The sequence below is a fragment of the uncultured Porticoccus sp. genome, assembly GCF_963975625.1.
Lineage (GTDB): Bacteria > Pseudomonadota > Gammaproteobacteria > Pseudomonadales > Porticoccaceae > Porticoccus.
This window is the reverse complement of sequence record NZ_CAXBHS010000001.1, coordinates 218,499-240,091: the sequence shown is the minus strand read 5'-3', so window position 1 is coordinate 240,091 and position 21,593 is coordinate 218,499. Positions and strand designations below refer to the sequence as shown.

The 21,593-nt window shown below is 52.6% G+C and carries 16 protein-coding genes; 4 read left to right on the top strand and 12 right to left on the bottom strand.

Annotated features, from left to right (window positions below):
* Positions 1-9 precede the first annotated feature (9 nt).
* The 3 genes from AACZ64_RS01135 to AACZ64_RS01125 are packed head-to-tail and all read right to left on the bottom strand — an operon-like array spanning position 10 to position 3,312.
* Positions 10-1,341, bottom strand: a complete 1,332-nt coding sequence (locus tag AACZ64_RS01135) for an N-acetylmuramoyl-L-alanine amidase (RefSeq protein ID WP_339639663.1) — start codon at positions 1,339-1,341, stop codon at positions 10-12.
* 7 nt (positions 1,342-1,348) lie between these two features.
* The gene (gene tsaE, locus AACZ64_RS01130; protein WP_036858428.1) at positions 1,349-1,822 is read right to left on the bottom strand and encodes a tRNA (adenosine(37)-N6)-threonylcarbamoyltransferase complex ATPase subunit type 1 TsaE; all 474 of its coding nucleotides are present in this window, start codon (positions 1,820-1,822) and stop codon (positions 1,349-1,351) included.
* A complete protein-coding gene (locus tag AACZ64_RS01125; RefSeq protein ID WP_293613859.1) occupies positions 1,819-3,312 on the bottom strand; it encodes an NAD(P)H-hydrate dehydratase in 1,494 nt (497 codons plus the stop codon). Before AACZ64_RS01125 ends, tsaE begins: the two co-directional genes overlap by 4 nt.
* A 65-nt stretch (positions 3,313-3,377) precedes the next feature.
* Between AACZ64_RS01125 and queG the strand changes: the two genes are divergently transcribed.
* The gene (queG, locus tag AACZ64_RS01120; RefSeq protein ID WP_036858430.1) at positions 3,378-4,490 is read left to right on the top strand and encodes a tRNA epoxyqueuosine(34) reductase QueG; all 1,113 of its coding nucleotides are present in this window, start codon (positions 3,378-3,380) and stop codon (positions 4,488-4,490) included.
* A 49-nt stretch (positions 4,491-4,539) separates the two neighbouring features.
* On the opposite strand, the gene orn is transcribed toward queG, so the two are convergent.
* Together orn and AACZ64_RS01110 are read right to left on the bottom strand one after the other, a co-directional pair.
* Positions 4,540-5,106: an oligoribonuclease gene (gene orn, locus AACZ64_RS01115; RefSeq protein ID WP_036860940.1), complete on the bottom strand. Its 567-nt coding sequence runs from the start codon at positions 5,104-5,106 to the stop codon at positions 4,540-4,542.
* A 1-nt stretch (position 5,107) separates the two neighbouring features.
* Positions 5,108-6,199, bottom strand: a complete 1,092-nt coding sequence (locus tag AACZ64_RS01110) for a mechanosensitive ion channel domain-containing protein (protein WP_272993415.1) — start codon at positions 6,197-6,199, stop codon at positions 5,108-5,110.
* Positions 6,200-6,264: 65 nt separating this feature from the next.
* Between AACZ64_RS01110 and rsgA the strand changes: the two genes are divergently transcribed.
* Genes rsgA through asd form a run of 3 tightly spaced genes read left to right on the top strand, consistent with a single transcriptional unit; the run spans position 6,265 to position 8,991 of the window.
* On the top strand, positions 6,265-7,284 hold the full coding sequence (gene rsgA / locus AACZ64_RS01105) for a small ribosomal subunit biogenesis GTPase RsgA (protein WP_036858431.1): 1,020 nt from the start codon (positions 6,265-6,267) through the stop codon (positions 7,282-7,284).
* Between the two features lie 52 nt (positions 7,285-7,336).
* Positions 7,337-8,149 (top strand): rhodanese-like domain-containing protein, encoded by an 813-nt coding sequence (locus AACZ64_RS01100; RefSeq protein ID WP_036858432.1) that lies wholly within the window; start codon positions 7,337-7,339, stop codon positions 8,147-8,149.
* A complete protein-coding gene (asd, locus tag AACZ64_RS01095) occupies positions 8,146-8,991 on the top strand; it encodes an archaetidylserine decarboxylase (protein ID WP_036858433.1) in 846 nt (281 codons plus the stop codon). The genes AACZ64_RS01100 and asd overlap by 4 nt, the downstream gene beginning before the upstream one ends.
* Before the next feature lie 29 nt (positions 8,992-9,020).
* Here the strand turns inward: asd and AACZ64_RS01090 are convergent, their stop codons facing one another.
* The 7 genes from AACZ64_RS01090 to AACZ64_RS01060 all read right to left on the bottom strand — a co-directional run bounded on the left by AACZ64_RS01090 (position 9,021) and on the right by AACZ64_RS01060 (position 21,571).
* Complete coding sequence (locus AACZ64_RS01090) at positions 9,021-10,433, bottom strand: HD-GYP domain-containing protein (RefSeq protein WP_051921093.1); 1,413 nt, start codon at positions 10,431-10,433, stop codon at positions 9,021-9,023.
* A gap of 163 nt (positions 10,434-10,596) precedes the next feature.
* On the bottom strand, positions 10,597-11,661 hold the full coding sequence (hemE, locus tag AACZ64_RS01085; protein WP_036858434.1) for a uroporphyrinogen decarboxylase: 1,065 nt from the start codon (positions 11,659-11,661) through the stop codon (positions 10,597-10,599).
* An 18-nt stretch (positions 11,662-11,679) separates the two neighbouring features.
* Positions 11,680-13,098 carry an FAD-dependent oxidoreductase gene (locus AACZ64_RS01080; RefSeq protein ID WP_036858435.1) on the bottom strand — a complete coding sequence of 473 codons (1,419 nt, stop codon included), beginning with the start codon at positions 13,096-13,098 and terminating at the stop codon, positions 11,680-11,682.
* Positions 13,099-13,126: 28 nt separating this feature from the next.
* Positions 13,127-17,581: a glutamate synthase large subunit gene (gltB, locus tag AACZ64_RS01075; protein WP_036858436.1), complete on the bottom strand. Its 4,455-nt coding sequence runs from the start codon at positions 17,579-17,581 to the stop codon at positions 13,127-13,129.
* A gap of 184 nt (positions 17,582-17,765) precedes the next feature.
* A complete protein-coding gene (aroB, locus tag AACZ64_RS01070; RefSeq protein WP_200877085.1) occupies positions 17,766-18,854 on the bottom strand; it encodes a 3-dehydroquinate synthase in 1,089 nt (362 codons plus the stop codon).
* Positions 18,855-18,899: 45 nt separating this feature from the next.
* Entirely contained in the window at positions 18,900-19,424 is a 525-nt protein-coding gene (gene aroK, locus AACZ64_RS01065; protein WP_036858438.1) for a shikimate kinase AroK, read from the bottom strand.
* The gene (locus tag AACZ64_RS01060) at positions 19,424-21,571 is read right to left on the bottom strand and encodes a type IV pilus secretin PilQ family protein (protein WP_293613860.1); all 2,148 of its coding nucleotides are present in this window, start codon (positions 21,569-21,571) and stop codon (positions 19,424-19,426) included. The genes aroK and AACZ64_RS01060 overlap by 1 nt, the downstream gene beginning before the upstream one ends.
* Positions 21,572-21,593 lie beyond the last annotated feature (22 nt).

Below are 21,593 nucleotides of genomic sequence, written 5' to 3'. Positions count from 1 at the left end.
AAACAATTCTTATGAAGAGGGAATTTTAAGGCGCTGACCAATGTTGATACGGGTATTGGTAAGTCCGTTATGCCTGAGCAATGCATCGACGGAAATATTGTACTTCAGGGCGATATCGGACAGCGTATCACCCCTCGCGATCACATGGACATTTTCACCCATCGACTTTCTCGCAGCCAACAGCGTCCCTGAGGGCGGCGCCTTGCTGAAATGCTGGTGAATTCCGTTATATATTGATCTGGCTATTTTCTGCTGGTAGCCGCGGGTACCCAGTAAGCGCGCCTCATGAGGATTGGAGATAAATCCGGTCTCCACCAGAATGGAAGGAATATCAGGCGATTTAAGCACCATAAAGCCCGCCTGTTCCACACGCTTTTTGTGAAGTCGGGCAACACCCCCCATGTATTTCAGCACTTCCGACCCGGCATCCAGGCTGCTACTGAGGGTCGCGGTCATGGACAGGTCGAGCAATACGCTGGCCAGCATATGATCCTTGTCGTCGAGGCTGACCGAACCGGCACCACCGATTAAATCCGCACGATTTTCCTTACTGGCCAGATAGCGGGCCGTTTCACTGGTAGCACCCCGACGGGACAGGGCAAATACGGAGGCACCATTGGCCGAAGGTTTGGTGAAGGCATCTGCGTGGACCGAAATAAACATGTCTGCACGATGTTCGTGGGCAATGCGCGTCCGATCCCGCAGTGCAATATAGTAATCACCATCCCTGACAAGCCGAGCCTTGAAACCGGGCGTCTGATCAAACAATCTTTTTAGCTCGCGGCTGATCGACATCACTACTTCTTTTTCACGAATGCCGTTGGGGCCCAAAGCTCCAGGGTCTTCACCACCGTGACCTGCATCAATCGATATGATCACATCCCGCTGCCCCAGGGGGGGCGGCTTAACTGATTCCTCTGCGGTACTACGGGCATCGCCTATTACACGATCGTAGAGATCCAGGACCAACCGGTGCCCATATTGCTCATTCTTCACCAGGGTGAAACTGCGCGGCCTCACCGGAGCACTGAGGTCCAGCACAATTCGCAGATGATGTCCTTCATGCACACCACTGCGAATCCCGGTAATCGGTGAAGTAGAGAAATCCAGTCCGGTAAATGGGGTTTCCAGAGTAGTCCGGTCAATATCAACCACCAGTCTGTGGGGGTTATCAAGATCAAAAACGGTGTGGTTCACCGGCCCGCTGACATCAAAAACCAATCGCGTGTGATCTGGCGCGCGCCACAGCCTAACACCATCCACTGTGGCCGCGGCCAAGGGCTGACAGACACCAACCAGCAGGAACAGAACAGATACGATGATTCGCGCTTTTAACAAAATGCTGCCCTCAACCCGGTTCCGGCAGGGAAGCCAGAACGGTCTCCCCTTTCGGGGTATTACAGGTAATACTCAGACGACGGCCATCCTCAACGGCGGTTATCGTGATCTGCAGATCCGGTAATGGCAACATGCCTGCACCGCGTTCTGGCCATTCCACAAGACAACAGCCACCTTGCGACAGATAATCACGAATACCGATAAATTCCAATTCCTCGGGATCCCCCAGCCGATATAAATCAAAATGATAAACCAATCCATCACCACCGAACTGATAGGGCTCTACCAGTGTATAAGTTGGACTTTTTACCGGCCCCTTGTGGCCAAACGCACCAAGAATACCGCGACACAGGGTAGTTTTGCCCGCGCCCAGATCACCCCTCAGAAAAATCAGCATCGGTGCGACTATTAATTTACCAAGCTGGCGCCCGAACTCCACCATTGCCTGCTCACCTGAGAGCACCTTGACCACTGTTTGACTCATGGGTTCACCAGGCGCCGCAGAGGGCCCAGCAGATCCGTAGCGAGCATACCTCGCTCGCCCTCCACTGCTGCTCGATCGGCGGCCTCGGCATGCAGGCACACGGCCAGCGGCAATGCCATGTCCGCCGACAACCGTTGGGCAATTAATCCCCCAATAATACCACTCAGGACATCGCCCATACCGCCACTGGCCATACCCGGATTGCCGCCGGTACAAACCGCCACTGGCAGCCCGGGGTCAAGACACACCAATGAACCAGCCCCTTTCAGAACAACCGCACACTGAAATGTTTGCTGTAGAGCACGCACAGCGGCAAACCGGTCGGCCTCCACAGCCTCCACAGTGATACCCAGCAACCTCGCGGCCTCACCCGGATGAGGGGTAATTATCCAGTTTGATGGCAAATGGCCTGAAGTCAGTCGAGCCTCACTGAGGATATTCAATGCGTCGGCATCTAGAACGACCGGCAATGCCGTATCCAGCACCTGCTGCAATAGTTGCTCGGACCAGGGCGATCGCCCAAGGCCGGGGCCGACGACCAGTACGGTGGCACGGTCCAGCAACGGCCGAAGTTGTTGTCCCGAGGTCACCGCTCGCACCATCAACTCGGGGCGGCGCGCCAATAGCGCTGCAACATGTTCGGTCCGGGTTGCAACGCTTACCAGCCCGGCCCCCACCCTTAATGCAGCTTCTGCGGCCATACTTACCGCCCCACCAAAACCCCGATCACCGCCAATAATCAGTACATGGCCAAAGGTCCCCTTGTGAGCGTCACGTCGACGGGGCGCCAGCAAGGTCGACCTCAGAAGATCCAGCTCAAGGCGATAAGCCGGGTGAGGCTCTGCCGCCAGAATTTGTTCGGAAACACGCAAATCACTGTAAACCAGCTCTCCACAGAGGGCCGGCCCCCGGCCGGTAAAAAGCCCCTGTTTCAGAGCAATAAAGGTGACCGTAAGGTTCGCCTCGACAGCAGGGCCGATAGCAGCACCCGTATTCGCACAAAGACCCGAGGGAACATCCACCGAGACAACCGGCAAACCACTTTGGTTGATTAATCGGATAGCCTGGGCATAGGGCTCGCGAACCCCACCGGAAAACCCTGTGCCCAGCAGGGCATCCACAATCACACCCGCCGACAGATCCAGGCAATCACTGAACGGGACCATCGTCACACCCGCATCACGTGCATACTCAAACGCTGTGCACGCATCACCACGGAGTTTCCCGGGCGAGCTCATCTCAATCACCCGAACAGGCAGTTGACCCTCGGCCGCCAGCGCCGCCACGATATAGCCGTCACCACCGTTATTTCCCGCACCACAGAAAACCGTCAACGGCAATCCCGGCCAGTGACTGAGAATTTTCTGGAACGTGGCATAACCCGCCCGCTTCATCAATTTGATGCCCGGGGTACCGTTCTGGATGACAGCCTGATCCAGTTGACGGGCTTGGCCGGTCGTAAACAATGGCACTGGCAAATTCTGGTACATAAAATACCGATTATCCCGAGAATATCTGGCAAAATTATACGTCAACTCACCACGGCCGTTCGACTATGTCCAGTGAAACACCCGAGATCGATTACACACAGCTTGCTCTGGACATCAAAGACTGGGGCAGGCAGCTCGGTTTTCAGCAGGTGGCGATCACCGACACAGACTTATCTGAAACCGGACATCAGCTGAATGACTGGCTGGCGGAGGGCCACCAGGGAGAGATGCGCTGGATGAGTGAACACGGCGAGAAGCGCTACCACCCGGAACAATTACTTCCCGGGACACTTCGTGTTATCACGGTCAGAATGGACTATCTGACCGATAACAGCAATATGATCGCGACGCTGAAAGATGAGAGCAAAGCCTACATCTCCCGATACGCGCTGGGCCGCGACTATCACAAACTGATCCGCAATCGGCTGACAACGCTCACTAAAGAGATCGAGAAAGCCGTACCGGGAGCCGTGGTACAACGCCCCTTTGTCGATAGCGCACCGGTTATGGAAAAACCCCTCGCCGTGAAAGCCGGGTTGGGCTGGATGGGCAAACACACCCTGGTGATTAACAGCCAGGCCGGCTCCTGGTTTTTTCTTGGGGAAATCTATACCAGTCTGCCGCTACCGGTGGACCAATCCAGCGAGACAGATCAATGCGGGGAGTGCCAGGCCTGCCTGAAAGTCTGTCCGACCGATGCGTTTCCGGCGCCCTATGTCCTGGATGCGCGACGCTGTATCTCCTACCTCACCATAGAGCAGAAAGGCAGCATTCCAGAGGAGTTTCGCGAACCGATGGGCAACCGGGTATTCGGCTGTGATGACTGTCAGGCCGTCTGCCCCTGGAACAAAGCGGCATCTTTGAGTGACGAGAAAGATTTCACGCCCCGACACAATCTGGACAACCGCGAACTCGCTGAACTTTTTTTGTGGAGTGAACAGGAATTTCTCAAAAAGACCGAAGGGTCGTCCATCAGGCGAGTGGGTTATCAGGGCTGGCTCCGGAACCTAGCCGTTGGCCTTGGCAACGCGCCCACCTCGGAGACAGTGGTCAGCGCCTTGCGAAGCCGCGAGTCACATAGTTCGCCGATGGTGAGAGAGCATGTGGCTTGGGCCTTGGGACAACATCAGCAACAGAAAAGGCGCAAACGAAAAATCATCAATACCCTCAATCGCTAAAGACTGACCTGGAATGAGAACCAGTCCTTCCCCCGAGACAAAGGTTTGATTATTCCGCCTGCGACTCCATGACAAAAAAGACATCCCGATAGTAGGTCAGCTCGGCAATAGAATCCTTGATATCTGCCATGGCGAGATGTGAACTCTGTTTATTGAAGCCTTTCATCAACTCAGGTCGCCAGCGTCTGATGATCTCCTTCACACTGCTGACATCCAGATTGCGATAGTGGAAAAAAGCCTCCAACGACGGCATCTGTCTCGCCAGAAAACGGCGATCCTGACAGATAGAGTTGCCACACATCGGCGATTGCCGTTCATCCAAAAACTGTTTCAAAAAGGCAATGGTCGCCTGCTCCGCCTCTGCCAGCGTCGTTGTACTGTTGCGCACCCGCTCTGTCAGACCCGATTGACCGTGCTGACGTGTATTCCACTCATCCATCCCCGCCAGCATGGTTTCCGGTTGGTGAATGGCCATCACCGGGCCCTCTGCCAGAACATTCAGGTCCTTGTCGGTGACGAGCGTAGCGATCTCGATAATCGCATCTGTCTCGGTATCAAGGCCCGTCATTTCCAGATCTATCCAGATCAGATTGAGGGGGTGCCTGACTGTAGTCATATCATTCATTAGGCTTTTCTTTTGCTATGCGGATTATATTGTCAAGATGCACTAGGCGCTCCTCGCTGCGGCTGATTTCGGCATTGAGTTCGTCCGTTTCGGAATCACCCGAGCCCGGGAGCTGTCCCTTCAGTGTCTTGATCCTTTCTGTAGTCTCCTGAATTTCATGCTCCAGGGTTCCGATCTTCTCTGCCCGATCGGCCTTGTCAAAAATAAGGGCCTCCGGTGCCGTCTCCGGTGGTTCAACGGAGACGGCCTGCTTGGCAGGCGCCATAAACCTCTCGCCGTTATTGAACTGACGCTGATTCATAAATGCCGGGGATACAATCTCGATACCGGCACCATGAAGTTTATCCAGCACCTCGCGACGCAATCTGCTCCGCATCGTCAACAGGTGCTTTACCTCTTCATAGTAACCGGAAATTCGGTAGCTGACGGAAAAGTCGCCAAGTGCCCGAATCTGCATAAACGGCTCTTCCAGCTCTGCTGACAATGCCGCTTCTTTAAGCAGAGGCTCGATTTCATAATGGGGGATATCGTAGCCCAGCGAAAGATCACAGGAAATGATAGTACCAGAAGAACGAATGACTATGACCGGGTTCGCCGCCAGAAACAGGTTTGGCAAAGTAATTAAATCACGATCTTCGGACTGTATTTCGGTGTGAAACAGGCCCCGCTCAGTGACGCGGCCAAAATGCTCGCCAGCACGAATGAAGTCACCGTGATGGAAGCTTTTTACTGCCCTTAACATCAAACCCGCCATGGCATTCGCAACAAAGGTTGTCGATGAGATAGCCACCACAACGGACAACAGCAGCCCCAGCAGGCTCAACAGATCACCGCGAGTGGATTCACTCACGGGTAACACCAGGATAACAATCACCAGTGCCAACGCCGTCAGCGCCAACATGGTCACCTGACCGGGAAGCTTCGACTCAGTGGACAAACCCGCGCGACGCAACAGCAGCCAGTTGGCGAGCCACAATCCCAATATTATGATAACCAAGGCCACCAGCAACGGGATAAACCCCGCTAGTGACTGGTAAATTTCCTGAAAATCAATCATCTTTTGTGCCTGTCCCCGGTTGAACATATGCTATATCCTCCGGGGCAACTAAGCCAGCCACTGCGGCTGTCCGGGCAAGAAGAGGAGAAATATTGTCCAAGCGTCATTTAACCAAACAACAGCGCCGACGGATACTGGAGAACCAGCGTCGAGCACAGTCGTCCACTGACAGACCGGATTCGCCGGAGAGCCAGACGACTACAGATGGCCTTGGTCCTGAACAAACCGGCAGAATTACCGCGTGTTATGGCAACCGGGTATTAGTGGAGTCCGACGAGCACAAAGGCGAGGTACACCGCTGCTATTTGCGAGCCAATCTGCCCTCTATTGTCACCGGAGATCGGGTCACCTGGCAGAATGGAGAATCCAATGGCGTGGTGGTAGCCATCAGCCCCCGTAGCTCTGAACTATGCCGACCCGACAACCGCGGCAAGCTGCGACCAGTTGCAGCCAATATCGACTGTATTGCTGTTGTCATAGCCCCTTTTCCCGAACCCCATGCCAACCTGATAGATCGTTACCTGGTCGCTGCTGAACGCCAGGGTATTAAACCCATCCTGATTCTGAACAAAATTGACCTGATTGCCGAAAATCAGCACGAAACACTGGTCAGCCTGATGGATGATTACAAAAAGCTGGGGTATGACTGCCTGCTGGTATCGGCTCATACCGGAAAAGGCATTGACGAACTCACAGACTATTTGAGCACGCGCACCAGTGTCTTTGTCGGGCAATCGGGCGTGGGTAAATCTTCATTGCTGAACAGCATCGCCCCTGGAACAGAAGCAGCTGTGGGAGCACTATCGGAGAGCGCAGCAAAAGGGACACATACCACGACCACAGCACAACTCTTTCATCTACCGAGTGGTGGAGAAGTGATCGATTCGCCGGGTATCCGCGAATTCGGACTCTGGCATCTTGAACCAGACGCCATCGCAGAGGGGTTTGTAGAGTTCAGAGCTTTTCTTGGCTACTGTCGATTCCGCGACTGTCGGCATCAGGGAGAACCCGGTTGTGCTCTGCTCCAGGCCATTGCTTCCGGTAGCATTAGCGCAACTCGCTTCAGTAGCTACCAGCAAATTGTACAGAGCCTGGAATCTGACCAGCAGTAAAGCCATGGGGTTTTTGATGTTACAATCGCGCCTCGCATGAATGGGAGCAATTATGACTGAGTTACCTAAGTTACTGGAACCGGAGTCACTGGTTGAACTGCTTGAACGACCTGACATCCTGCTGATTGATGTTTGCAAAGATGAAATATACAGCCGGAGGCATATCCCCGGCGCTGTGCATGTGTCAACCAAGGAACTGATGAATGGCGGCCAACCATGGCCCAACAAACTGCCCTCCCCCGCGCAATTGGACGCACTGTTTAGTCGAATCGGACTGACAGCCGACAAACATGTAGTGGTGTACGATGATGAAGGAGGTGGCTGGGCAGGTCGGTTGATCTGGACACTCGATGTTATCGGCCATCAAAACTGGTCGTACCTCAACGGCGGACTCATTGCCTGGTACGCCGAGGGTTTCCCCACCACCGATGAAGTTCCTCCACCCGAAGTGGCCGAATTCGAGGCGAATGTTGATCGAGCAGCGATTGTCAGCGCCGAGGATATCATGGCTCTGGATGCTATCAATGATGTACAAATCTGGGATGCCCGCAGTATTGAGGAATATACGGGAGAAAAGGTAATGGCCGAGAAAGGCGGCCATATTCCCGGTGCTATTCATTGCGAGTGGACCAGCCTGATGGATCGCGAACGCAATATGCGGATTCGTCAGGATGCCCTCGAATACCTGACCTCAGTGGGCATCTCTCCCGATAAACCCACCATCACCCACTGCCAGTCGCATCACCGTTCAGGCTTTACCTATCTAGTAGCCCGCCTGCTGGGTTTCAGTAATATTCGCGCCTACGATGGCTCATGGTGGGAGTGGGGAAATCGATCCGACACACCCGTGGAGCAGGGGCGGTGAATGATTTCCTTGCCGAGTGGTTTGTTGCCCTGCAACGGCTGACCCCACAACACCAGCTGTCCCGGCTGGTGTCAAAACTGGCTGAGAGCACCCACCCACGGACAAAAAACCTGCTTATCCGACAATTCATCAAAACCTATAACGTGAATATGGATGAAGCAGTCGGCAGTTCCGACAATGACTACACCAGTTTCAATGATTTTTTCACGCGCTCACTGAAACCCGAGTCGCGCCCACTTGACGACACACCGGGAAGTATCGTTTCACCGGCGGATGGCACTATCAGTCAGCTGGGGGCAATCACCCAGGGACGTATTTTCCAGGCGAAGGGCAGGCATTTTTCAGTGGACGCGTTATTGGGCGAGCACAGCCCTCGGAGCGAACAATTCCTTAATGGGCAGTTTGCAACCATTTATCTGTCTCCCCGAGATTACCACCGGGTACACATGCCCATTCACGGATCACTGGAGTATTGCCGCTACATCCCCGGCAAACTGTTTTCTGTCAATACCACGACAACCCAGCATATCGATGGCCTTTTTGCCCGAAATGAACGCTTGGTAAGTTTTTTCAACACAGAAAGAGGTCCTTGTGCCATTGTCATGGTAGGCGCTATGCTGGTAGCAGGCATTGAGACTGTATGGGGAAATTACTCCCCGGGGAAACTGAAAACAGAGCAGTTTTCGGATAACCAAGTCGCTCTAAAAAAAGGGGAAGAAATGGGCCGATTCAAATTTGGCTCAACTGTTATTCTATTATTTGAAGAAAATTCAGCGAGTTGGGATGAAACCTGCGGGCCTGGAACCACAGTTCAAATGGGGGAAAGAATGGGTCGGTTATAAGGTAATCCAAATTGAATCCCGCAGTCCCATCAGAGACGAAACCGATCCCGAAGCGTGGCATATAGCCCGCCCTGACGAGCTGGCGTTTCAATTTTGGCATCATCAGAAACAACCGATTCCATTACCCGTTGTGCATTTTTCATAAAAATGCCACTGACAGCGGCAATGTCCACATCGTAACCGGACAAATCGAGATCTCTTGCAATAGCTAACTTGGAAACGGATTTTGCTTTTGACTGACCACTTTTCTCCAGAATTCTCCGGGATATACCCTCATCCTTGAGATCAACCAGAATATAGGCCCCTGAGGCCTGCGTGTTTTTCGGATCCAACACCGCAACCTTTGGCGTCAAACGGGATTCCGCATGTTGTTCGACAACAATACCGACATCTCCGGTCGTCAACTCCACCAACGTACCTGTAGGGTAGAGGCCGATCGACTGGATAAATTGCACCACCAGATCATCCTGAAACTTTTTATCCCGTAGATTATAGAGCAGGCTCACCGCCCTGGATGGTGCCACCGGCGCCTCAGCTTCGCGGGGATTTGAAATAGCATCGTAGGTTGTCGCTATACCGGCAATCCTAGCCAATAGAGGAATTTTTCCACCCTGTAACCCCTCTGGAAACCCACTGCCATCGTGACGCTCGCAGTGAAAACGCACCACAGAGACAACGCGTGGTTCAACATTACTACTGCGTAACATCTCAACACCGTAGTCGACAAATTTTTGGTATTCAGTGACTTCTTCGAGCGTACGCTTTCTTTTCCGCAACAGTCCGTTGGGCAATTTAATTTTGCCGATATCCTTCAGCAGTGTGCCGAGGCAAAGCACTGACATTTCCTCTTTTGGCATACCGACAAAGCGGGCGAATTGCACTGCCCATAAGGCTGAACGCATACTGTGGTCATGGCTGTGCTGGTCTTTGAGGCGAAGCCGTAACAGCCAGGTAAAGGCATCGGGGCACCTGACAACGCTGTTGACCATGTCCCCTACGGAATCTTTCAATCCCTGATAATCAAAGTCCCGGCCTTTGGCGATTTGTTTTACGGCCAGGGCAAAATGGCCACGGAGCTGCATCAAACCCTTTTCGGCGTACTGCACCTCTTCGGTAAGAGGGACAACCTTCCCATATACACCACGCTTGACGTCAATTGGCGATGCTTCAGCGGCCAGACCTCTCGCCCTGGAGGATAAAGCAGGGGACGCCCTGGGTCCGGCTTTCGATGGTTGCTGCACAGCAACTGCCGGACTTGAGCCCTTGGTAACATCTATATACACGTATTCACAGTAGTTGCGCAGCGCACTGATCTCCTTGGGACTTTTAACAAGGAGGCCTTGAATGGGAAAGGGTGTCTGACTCCAGGGACGATCAAGACAAGAGACATACATCCCCATCGTGATGTCTGCGACACTTACCTTGACCTGCTTGATGCTCATACTGATGCACACTCAAGTTTATAAATTTAAATAAAGCCTTGTTGTCATACAGCCTTTGCACAAGGCTATTTTCATCCTTTAAAGAGTATTCTGATACGAAGCAATAGCAACCGGGAATGCACAGTCGGTCTAATTATGAGACAACTGGTCAGCCTATTTAGATTTACTTGTGGTAATTCACTGAATAACTGTGAACTGCGTCAATAAAAATTCCAGCCTTCTCGGGGCTGATGTCTGGCGTGATTCCATGGCCAAGATTGAATATATGACCTTCGCCACTGCCATACTGACCGAGGATACTGGCAACCTCCTGACGAATTCTTTCAGGTGACGCACGAAGTGTTGCCGGATCCATATTTCCCTGGAGCGCCACTTTGGCGCCTATACGTTGGCGAGCATGACCAATATGTGTCGTCCAGTCCAATCCGACCGCATGACAACCTGAATCCGCAATGGCTTCAAGCCACTGTCCTCCACCTTTGGTAAAGAGAATCACCGGTACCTCTCGACCCTCGCTGTGTTTGGTCAGACCGGCAACAATCTTGCTCATGTATTTGAGCGAAAACTCCTGGTAAGCAGTATGGGAGAGAGCACCACCCCAGGTATCAAAAATCTGTACTGCCTGTGCGCCAGCTTCTATCTGCGCGTTGAGGTAGGCGATCACCGACTCTGCGAGCTTCTCAAGCAGTTGGTGAAGCAACTGTGGCTGGTCATAGAGCATAGTTTTACTGCGGGCAAAGTCGCGACTGCTCCCGCCCTCAATCATATACGTTGCCAGCGTCCAGGGGCTTCCGGAAAACCCGATCAAAGGGACCCGACCATTGAGTTCACGACGAATTGTAGACACGGCATCCAGCACATAGGGAAGATCACTGGCTGGATCAATCACCTGGAGACCGGCAATATCCGCCTCGGTTCTGACCGGTTTCCTGAAACGCGGCCCTTCTCCAGCTTCAAAATAGAGCCCCAGTCCCATGGCATCCGGGATAGTGAGAATATCCGAGAACAGAATTGCCGCATCTAGTGGGTAGCGCTCGAGTGGCTGGAGCGTGACCTCGCAGGCTAACTCGGGATTGGTACAGACAGCCATAAAATCCCCGGCTGAGGAACGGGTCTGGCGGTATTCTGGTAAATACCGGCCCGCCTGACGCATCATCCATACCGGAGTTACGTCGACAGGTTGGCGCAACAGGGCCCGAAGAAAACGATCATTTTTTAGTAGAGCCATTGGTTTGGAGCCTTGTGGTCAAACTTGCAGGTAATCCAGAATACCTTCCCCTGCCTGGCGCCCTTCCCAAATTGCGGTCACCACCAAGTCCGAACCACGCACCATATCACCCCCGGCAAAAATCTTTGGATTGCTGGTCTGAAACTTGAAGCACTGATCTTCGGGCGCTATGACGCCCTGCCAGTCATTGAGCTGAACGTTTTTCTCGCCAATCCAGGGGGCGGGATCAGGCTGAAAACCAAACGCAATCAGGATGACATCTGCCGGCAGAATTTCTTCGCTTCCCGCAACGGGCGTGGGCCGACGGCGACCTTGTTCGTCCGGTTCACCCAGCTCTGTAGTAACCACTTTAACGCCCTCTACACGACCATTGCCAACAATCTCAACCGGTTGGCGATTAAACAGGAACTGCACTCCTTCTTCCTGGGCGTTTTTCACCTCACGACGGGAACCCGGCATGTTCTCCTGATCTCGCCGGTAGGCACACACCACCGAGGTCGCACCCTGGCGAATGGATGTTCTATTACAGTCCATGGCAGTATCACCACCGCCCAATACCACGACCCTCTGCCCGGCAACACTAATAAAATCGTCAGGGTTCTTTTCCCAACCCATGTTGCGATTGACATTGGCCACCAGAAAAGGAAGCGCATCGTAAACGCCGGGGAGGTCTTCCCCGGGAAAACCACCTTTCATGTATTTATAGGTACCCATGCCAAGGAAAATGGCATCGTACTCTTCCAGCAACTGGTCGATGGTCACATCGACGCCAATCTCGGTGTTGAGTCTGAATTCCACACCCATATCTTCAAGGATGACACGGCGATTTTGCATCACCGACTTCTCAAGCTTGAACTCCGGTATACCGAAAGTCAGCAAGCCCCCAATTTCCGGGTAGCGGTCAAATACGACTGGTCGAACACCGCCCCGTACTAGAATATCGGCACAACCAAGACCCGCTGGCCCAGCCCCGATGATAGCTACCCGTTTGTCAGTCCACGACACGTTGGACATATCTGGACGCCAACCCATGGCAAAAGCGGTGTCGGTAATGTATTTCTCCGCACTGCCAATGGTAACAGCACCAAAATCGTCATTCAGGGTGCAGGCGCCTTCACAAAGCCTGTCCTGAGGACATACCCGTCCACAGACCTCGGGGAGCGTATTGGTCTGATGACAAAGCTCCGCTGCTTCAAGAATATTGCCGTCAGACAATAGCTTTAACCAGTTGGGGATATAATTGTGAACCGGGCACTTCCATTCACAGTAAGGATTACCACAATCCAGACAGCGATGTGCCTGACTGGCGGCCTCCTTTTGTTCGAATGGCTCGTAAATTTCGACAAATTCCCGGGTGCGACTGAGCAATCCCTTTTTTCCGGGCTCTTCTCTACTTACCTGCACAAACTGGAAATTGTTGTTCAATCTTTGCGTCATAAGTGGAAACCTTTACTCAACAACAGCCTTATTGGGGTGCAGCACGAGTGTGTTCAAGCAAGCTTTGCAGACTCGCAGCCTTGGGCTTGACCAGCCAGAATTTATTGAGGAGGCTCTCCAGGTTTTCGAGGACCTGTTGCCCCCAGGCACTACCAGTTTCTTCCACAAATTCCTTGATCAGACTTTCCAGATTGTGGCGATAGGCCTCGGTTGCCTCGCTGGTGATACGCTGAATATCGACCAGCTCCATATTATAGCGATCGACAAAAGTTCTCTCCTCATCCAGCACATAGGCAAAGCCACCGGTCATGCCTGCACCGAAATTCGGACCAGTATTGCCTAGCACCACCACTACGCCTCCCGTCATATACTCACAGCAATGGTGTCCAGCACCCTCAACCACCGTGATACAACCCGAGTTGCGCACCGCAAAACGCTCACCTGCACGGCCGGCGGCGTATAGTTTTCCACCAGTGGCACCATACAGGCAGGTATTGCCAATAATCGGTGCCTGATTTGAAGAAAACCTACTGGCTTCGGGCGGCGCAATGACAATTTTACCGCCAGCCATTCCCTTACCGACGTAATCGTTGGCATCCCCCCGCAAATAAATATCCAGTCCACCCGCGTTCCAGACACCCAGTGATTGTCCTGCGACGCCGTGAAGATTCAATTTCACCGGCGCGTCGGCCATCCCCTGATTACCATGGCGCTTGGCGATCTCACCAGACAAGCGCGCACCAATAGAACGATCACAATTACTGACGGAGTAGTGGTACTCTCCGCCTGACTTTGCCTCAATTGCTGGGAGTATATCCTCAACCATACGCTCTGCCAGATACCCCTTGTCAAATGGCGTGTTTCTTGAAACCTGGCAGGTCTGCGGTTTGCTTTGTAACAGCTCATCAGTGTAGATAATCGGCGATAGGTCGAGCTTTTTCTGTTTTTCCGTCACGCCGGGTAATACTTCCAGCAAATCCACCCGCCCCACGAGTTCTTCAAGACTCCTGACCCCGAGGCGCGACATCCACTCGCGGGTTTCTTCTGCCATGAAACGGAAGAAATTACGCGCCATTTCCACGGTACCTAGGTAATACTGTTCCCGGAGTGTCTTGTCCTGGGTAGCAACGCCCGTTGCACAATTATTGAGATGGCAAATACGCAGATACTTGCAGCCTAGGGCGATCATCGGGGCTGTGCCAAAACCAAAGCTCTCGGCACCCAGGATAGCCGCCTTGACAACATCCAGCCCGGTTTTCAAGCCGCCATCTGTTTGTACGCGCACTTTCCCTCTCAGATCGTTGGCTCGCAACATCTGATGGGTTTCCGACAACCCGAGTTCCCATGGGGAGCCCGCGTAACGAATGGAGGTCAAGGGGCTGGCCGCAGTGCCACCGTCGTACCCCGATATGGTAATCAGGTCTGCGTAGGCTTTCGCCACACCTGCAGCAATCGTTCCCACCCCCGGCCTTGATACCAGTTTCACGGATACCAGAGCGGTCGGGTTAACCTGCTTCAGATCAAAAATCAGCTGGGCCAGATCCTCAATAGAATAGATATCATGATGAGGGGGTGGCGAAATCAGTGTCACACCGGGGACCGAATAGCGAAGCCGGGCAATCAATTCGTTGACTTTACCACCCGGCAATTGGCCACCTTCCCCCGGCTTGGCGCCCTGGGCAATCTTAATCTGGATGACTTCTGCACTGGATAGATAATGCGGTGTCACACCAAATCGACCGGAGGCAACCTGTTTGATTTTCGAAACCTTGTTCGTACCAAAGCGTACCGAGTCTTCACCACCTTCGCCGGAATTGGAGCGTCCGCCCAGGGTATTCATGGCCTCGGCAAGGGCTTCATGCGCCTCCGGTGATAATGCGCCCAACGACATACCCGCCGAATCAAAACGTTTGATGATTTTTTCGATCGGCTCAATCTCTGCCATGGGCAAAGGTACGATATCGTCACGTAACTTCAGCAAATCCCGCAGTGTTGCTATCGGACGCTGATTAACCAGCGCGGCATAGTCGTGCCAGGCCGCATAATCGTTATTTTGCACAGAGCGATGCAACGCCTGGACCACATCGGGATTAAACGCATGATATTCCTGGCCGTGCACATATTTCAGGAGACCACCCGGGTTAACGGGCTTCCGATCACTCCAGGCTTCCCGCGCAAGTCGCTGCTGATCTTGCTGCAGATCTTCGAACCCAGCACCCTGAATACGACTCGGTGTATCGGTGAAGCAGAGGTCGACCACTTCAGATGACAGCCCCACGATCTCAAACAACTGGGAGCCCCGGTAGGATGCGATCGTGGAAATACCCATTTTGGAGAGTATTTTCAACAACCCCTTATTAATCGCCTTGCGATAGTTCTTAAAGGCAACATCGAGGTCACTGAGCAATTCACCGGATTGCACCAGATCACATAGGATGTGATAACTCAGGTAGGGGTAGACCGCCGAAGCGCCATACCCGATCAGCGCAGCAATCTGATGCGCATCCCGCGCCGAGGCCGTGCTGGCGATGATATTGGCATTGCAGCGTTCCCCCACAGCAATCAGGTGATGGTGGACCGCACCCACCGCCATCAACATGGGCATGGGCAACTGTCCTGGCACAATGTCGGAGTCAGACAAAATACAACAACCAATACCCGAGCGAACCGCCGCCTCAACATCAAGACACAAGCGTTTGACCGCCTGCTCCAAGTCGGTTTGTTCAGGATCGTAATTAATTCCAAATTTTTGAACCGGGTAGTCCGCGATATTGATATTCTTCAGCGCGTAATATTTGCGTGGCGACAGCACGGGACTGTTAAGGTTTACCCGGTGGCCATGCTCCTCGGTTTCCGTAAACAGGCAGTGTTCACGGCCGAGATGGGTCTGCAAAGACATCACCAGCGATTCGCGCAGAGGATCGATCGGCGGATTGGTTACCTGGGCGAACTGTTGGCGAAAGTAATCGTAAAGCGTGCGGTTTTTACTGGACAACACCGCCATCGGCGTATCGTCCCCCATCGAGCCTACTGCTTCCTGGCCACCTTCCGCCATCGGTCTGAGTACCTGATCACGCTCCTCGCGAGAGGCGAGAAACATTTTCATGTATTTATAAATTTCTTCGCGGGTCAGCGCGCCTTCCACTTCGATGGAATCCTGATCCATCGTCGACATGACTTTGACACTGCCATCCCTCAACCACTTTTGGTAAGGATTACCGGAGGCCAGCTGGCGATCCACCTCTTCTGAATCGATAATAGCGCCGGTCAATGTGTCAATCGAGAGGATATCACCCGGGCCAAGCTTACCCTTGGCAACAACGCTCTCCGGACTGTAGTTGTAAACACCCACTTCGGAGGCAACAGTTATGACATCGTCATCCGTCAATACCCAGCGGGAAGGACGCAGGCCATTTCTGTCGAGCGTACAGACGGCATAACGACCATCGGTGATCACCAGACCAGCAGGACCATCCCAGGGCTCCATGTGCATGGAAACGTATTCGAAGTAAGCTCTTTCATTGGGGCCAAAATCTTGGGTATTGTTCCAGGCAGGCGGCACCAGCAATCTGATGGCCTTATGCAGATCCATACCACCGGCAACTAACACCTCGAGCATATTATCCAGACTGGAGGAATCCGAACCGGTACGATTGACCAGTGGACTGACCTCACCCAGTTTCGGCAGCAAGGCAGTTTCAAATTTGGGTGTGCGCGCTACGGACCAGTTTCTATTGCCGGTAATGGTATTGATTTCCCCATTATGGGCAAGCATTCTGAAGGGTTGCGCCAGGGGCCAGCGGGGCATGGTATTGGTGGAAAACCGCTGGTGAAAGACGCAAATGGCTGTCTCGAGCTCGGGGTTTGCCAGATCGGGATAAAACTTTGGCAGATCCACCGGCATCATCAAGCCTTTATAACTGATGACATTGGTGGAAAGACTCGCAATGTAAAACGCTTCGTCCTCAACCAGGGCTTTTTCTGCTCGCCGAGTCGCCATATATAGCGCCGCATTGAGCTGCTGCTCACTCATCTCGCCGGCGGTAACAAAGACCTGCTCGAAGACGGGTAATGTTTCCAGCGCGATTTCACCGAGGCAGGCATTGTCGGTAGGCACGTGGCGCCAACCGACCACCGATAATCCCTCGCCAAGCAATGCTTCAGAGAGCACTGTTTTGGCTTTTTCACGACAGGAGGCATCCTGACTGAGCATGATCGCACCAATCGCATAAATCTCTGGCAACTCCACAGAGAAGAGCTCACGAGCAAGCTGCCGCATGAAACGATCGGGCTTTTGTATCAGCAAACCACAGCCATCACCTGTCTTGCCATCGGCGGCAATACCACCACGGTGGGTCATGCAGGTTAATGACTCGATGGCTGTTTCCAGAATACGGTGACTCGCCTGCCCCTTGGTATGGGCAATCAAACCGAAGCCACAGTTATCTTTGAACTCATCTAACCGGTAGAGGCCAGTGGACATAATATAACTCTAGGTAAAATACAAATAAAAACAGCTGGTTACAGCACCAAAAAAGCCCAACCGAGCTTATGGAGGCAAAAGGAGGCACATTTTACACGCCACTAGCGGGCGCCACAAATTTCTGTTGAGTGAAACGTCTTTCAGGGTTGGAAGTATGGACAGGCAGCCAAGGCAGTATTTTCTGTCATAACCTGCTTTTCAGCAACTCTCCCAGTAGTTGGTGATCAAACTCGGAGGTCACTATAGCCTGACCTATCGCTTTGAGCAAAACCAGACGAAGACTCCCATCCATGACTTTTTTATCCACCGCCATCAAATCGAGAAACCTATCGGCACTCATCGTAGGGGGAGCCCATAGCGGCAGTTGACACCGACCAAGCAGTTCTCTGGCACGGAGGACATCATCGGAAGGCAACCACCCCAGTAACCTGGAGAGTTCAGCCGCCATAACCATTCCAGCGGCGATCGCCTCACCATGGAGCCAGTCTGTATACGACTGCGCCGTCTCTATGGCGTGCCCGAAGGTATGCCCAAGGTTAAGTATTGCCCGAATACCCGTCTCCCGCTCATCCTGGCTGACGATCCTTGCCTTGTTTTCACAGGAACGCATGATTGCAACTGCCAGCGAGTCGGGACATTTACCCATCAATTGCTCCACATTGGTTTCAAGCCAGCAGAAAAAATCCTCATCGGCGATCAAACCATATTTGACCACTTCGGCGAGGCCGGCATGGAGCTCTCTTTCAGGTAGGGTCTTCAGGGTAGCCGTATCGGCAATCACGCATTCAGGCTGGTAAAACGCGCCAATCATGTTTTTTCCCTGCGGGTGATTGACGGCTGTTTTCCCCCCCACAGAAGAATCTACCTGGGCGAGCAGCGTGGTGGGAACCTGAATGAAATTCACACCACGCTGGTAAGTAGCTGCAGCAAAACCAGTCATGTCGCCAATAACACCGCCACCGAGGGCAATCAGTGTAGTACTTCTGTTATGCCTTTTTTCAAGCAGCCGATCATAAATTTTATTGAGATACTGCAGCGTTTTGTAGCGCTCACCATCAGGCAGAACCAATGTATCGACCTGGTAACGGGAAAGACTTTTTTCAATCGAGCCAAGATAAAGGGGCGCAACCGTTTCATTGGTCACGATCAATACCTGCTCACCCTGGATATAGGGTACAAAAACGTCGCTTGTCTGGAGTAGCCCCTCACCAATATGTATTGGATAACTACGATCACCTAGTTCGACAATGAGCTGATTGGCAGCGTCCACAATGTGTCACTCTTTAACAGTAAAAAAAGGGGTATAGAATTTATCACATCAGCTGTTTAGCTGGCGAATAGTCCTTGCGATTTCATCAGCGACCAGCTGGGGCTTTTTCTGCTCGGTAGCAACCACCAAATCGGCTATTTCACGATAAAGAGGATCGCGTTCGTGAAGTAGGGAGTCAATGACAGCAGCGGGATCATCCACCTGCAGTAGTGGCCGATTCCGATCGTGTGCTGTCCTCTCCAGCAATTGATCCACCGAGGCCGTCAGATAAACGACATACCCCCTTTGCTGCAAAAGTGCTCTATTGTGCTCATTGAGCACAGCGCCGCCGCCCGTGGCGAGAAGGATATTTGTAGATGCTGTAATTTCATTCAACAACTGGCTTTCACGTTTGCGAAAACCGACCTCACCCTCGACGTCGAATATCCAGGGGATATCGGCACCGCATCGTTTCTCTATTTCGGTATCAAGGTCAATGAATTGAAGTTTCAGCGTCTTTGAAAGGAGTCGGCCAATGGTAGTCTTGCCGGCCCCCATAGGACCGACAAGGAAGATGTTGTGGGGTTTTGTCATTAATCAAGCAAAGCTTCATTCAGTATTTTGGGAGTGATAAAAATCAGGATTTCACGCTTCTGAATATCCTCGATATCGTGACGGAACAGGCGACCCAGGTAGGGAACATCGCCCAGGAACGGGACTTTCTCCACATTGTCGACAGTCTGCATCTGGAACAGTCCGCCAAGCACCAGGGTCTGACCATCGCCAACAATGGCTTTTGTCTCAACCTGGGTAATTTCAATAACTGGCTCTCCGGTAGGCAGGAGGTCACCCACAGAATCCTGTGCCACATTAATGTCCATTACGATACGACCATCCGGCGTAATCTGCGGGGTCACTTCAAGCAAAAGCACCGCTTCCTTGAACTGGGTGGCGGTGGCACCACTTGATGCTGCATTCTGATAGGGAATTTCAGTACCGGTTTTGATCGAGGCCTGCTGCTTGTCGCCAGTCAACACCTTGGGTTGCGAAACAATTTCACCCTTGCCCTCGTTTTCCAGCGCGCTGAGCTCTAGGTCAATGAACGTATTGTTGGTCAAAAGCTCCAGCGCAAAGCTGCCATTGGGGTCTTCTACGCCAAGATCCACTCCCAACCCGGCATCATTCACCAGAATGGAACCGATACCCGGTGTGCCATCAAAAGCATCAATCGGGTTCACCCCGCCATCAAAACCCTCCAATGAACCCGAGAAACCGAACTGTGAATTACCTGGGTTGCGCAGGCCCTGCAAGCCCACCCGCGCACCGATCTCTTTTCTGAAATCACGGTTGGCAATGACGATCCTGGCTTCGATCAGAACCTGCTTGACTGGAATATCAATTTGATCAATCAGCCGCTTGAACTCAAGGATCTTATCTTCTGTGTCAGTGAGAATAATCGTGTTGGTGCGGTTATCGACAATCGCGGCTCCCCGTTCGGACAGAATACTGTCAGTGGCTGTGCGACTTCCAGAACTACCGCCACTACTGCCTCCACGAACATCAAATAGCTCATAAAGCGCTTTCGCATCGGCATACTTCACTCGAATAAATTCAGTCCTGAGTGGTGCCAGCTCCTGAAGTTGCTTATTGGCTTCAACCTGAAGCCGTTCCCGCTCTGCAATTTCAGCCGCCGGGGCAACCATCAACACGTTGCCTTCCTGTCGCTTATCCAACCCTTTCGCCTTTAACACAATATCGAGGGCCTGATCCCAGGGAACATTCTCCAAGCGGAGGGTGATGCTACCTGACACCGTGTCACTGGCCACCAGGTTCAGATCGGTAAAGTCAGCAATCAACTGCAATACTGACCTGACTTCAATGTCCTGAAAATTCAGCGACAGTTTTTCGCCGACATAGGCAAACTTGGATTTTTGGTTTTCCAGCTCTTCTTCTGAGAGGGGTTTCAGGCTAACAATGTATTGATCATCTGTCTGGTAAGCCATGTAATCGTATTCACCAGCAGCTTTTATCAACACCGTTGAGGTAGAGCCATCAAAGCTGGCATCAACTTCCTTTACAGGTGTAGCGAAATCAACCACATCCAGCCGACGATCGAGTGACTCCGGCAACATCGTGCGAAAGAAGCGCAGTTTGACATCGCCACCAGACTGGGAAATATCAATACTTGTCGCCGGGTTTGACAGGTCAATGACCACCAACCCTTCACCTTCCTCGCCACGGCGGAAATCAACACCCTGAATGCTATAAGTGGGGGCACTGGTGCGATCTTCGCTAGGCGCAGCCCCGGCAATACTGGCTTGGCCTATTGTACTTCTGGCGACACCGTCGTTAGTACCCACCAACAAAACAATGCTGTTTCCATCTATACGGGTTTCATAGGGCGCCATTTTCAGCATATTCAGAATGACGCGGGTACGATCTGACGTGCCCAACACCACTGCACTTCTGGCATTTTCGAAGGATAGAGCATATTTCTTTTGATCCAGTGCACTGGCTACACTGGGCAAATCCAGAACTATTCTGGCCGGGTTGTCTATCGTGTAACCATCCGGAGCAGGGGGGGTCTCGGAGAAGTCCATACGGACTTCGAAGCGGCCACCTGGCAAAGTCGCAAAGCTGATATCCTCGAGCACCACCTCAGCCAATACCTGTGATGACAGGCCCAAACAGGCCAAACACCCGGCCAATACCAATATGCTCTTTTTCAGATAGCCTTTCATCTCAGTTTCCCCAAACCTCTCG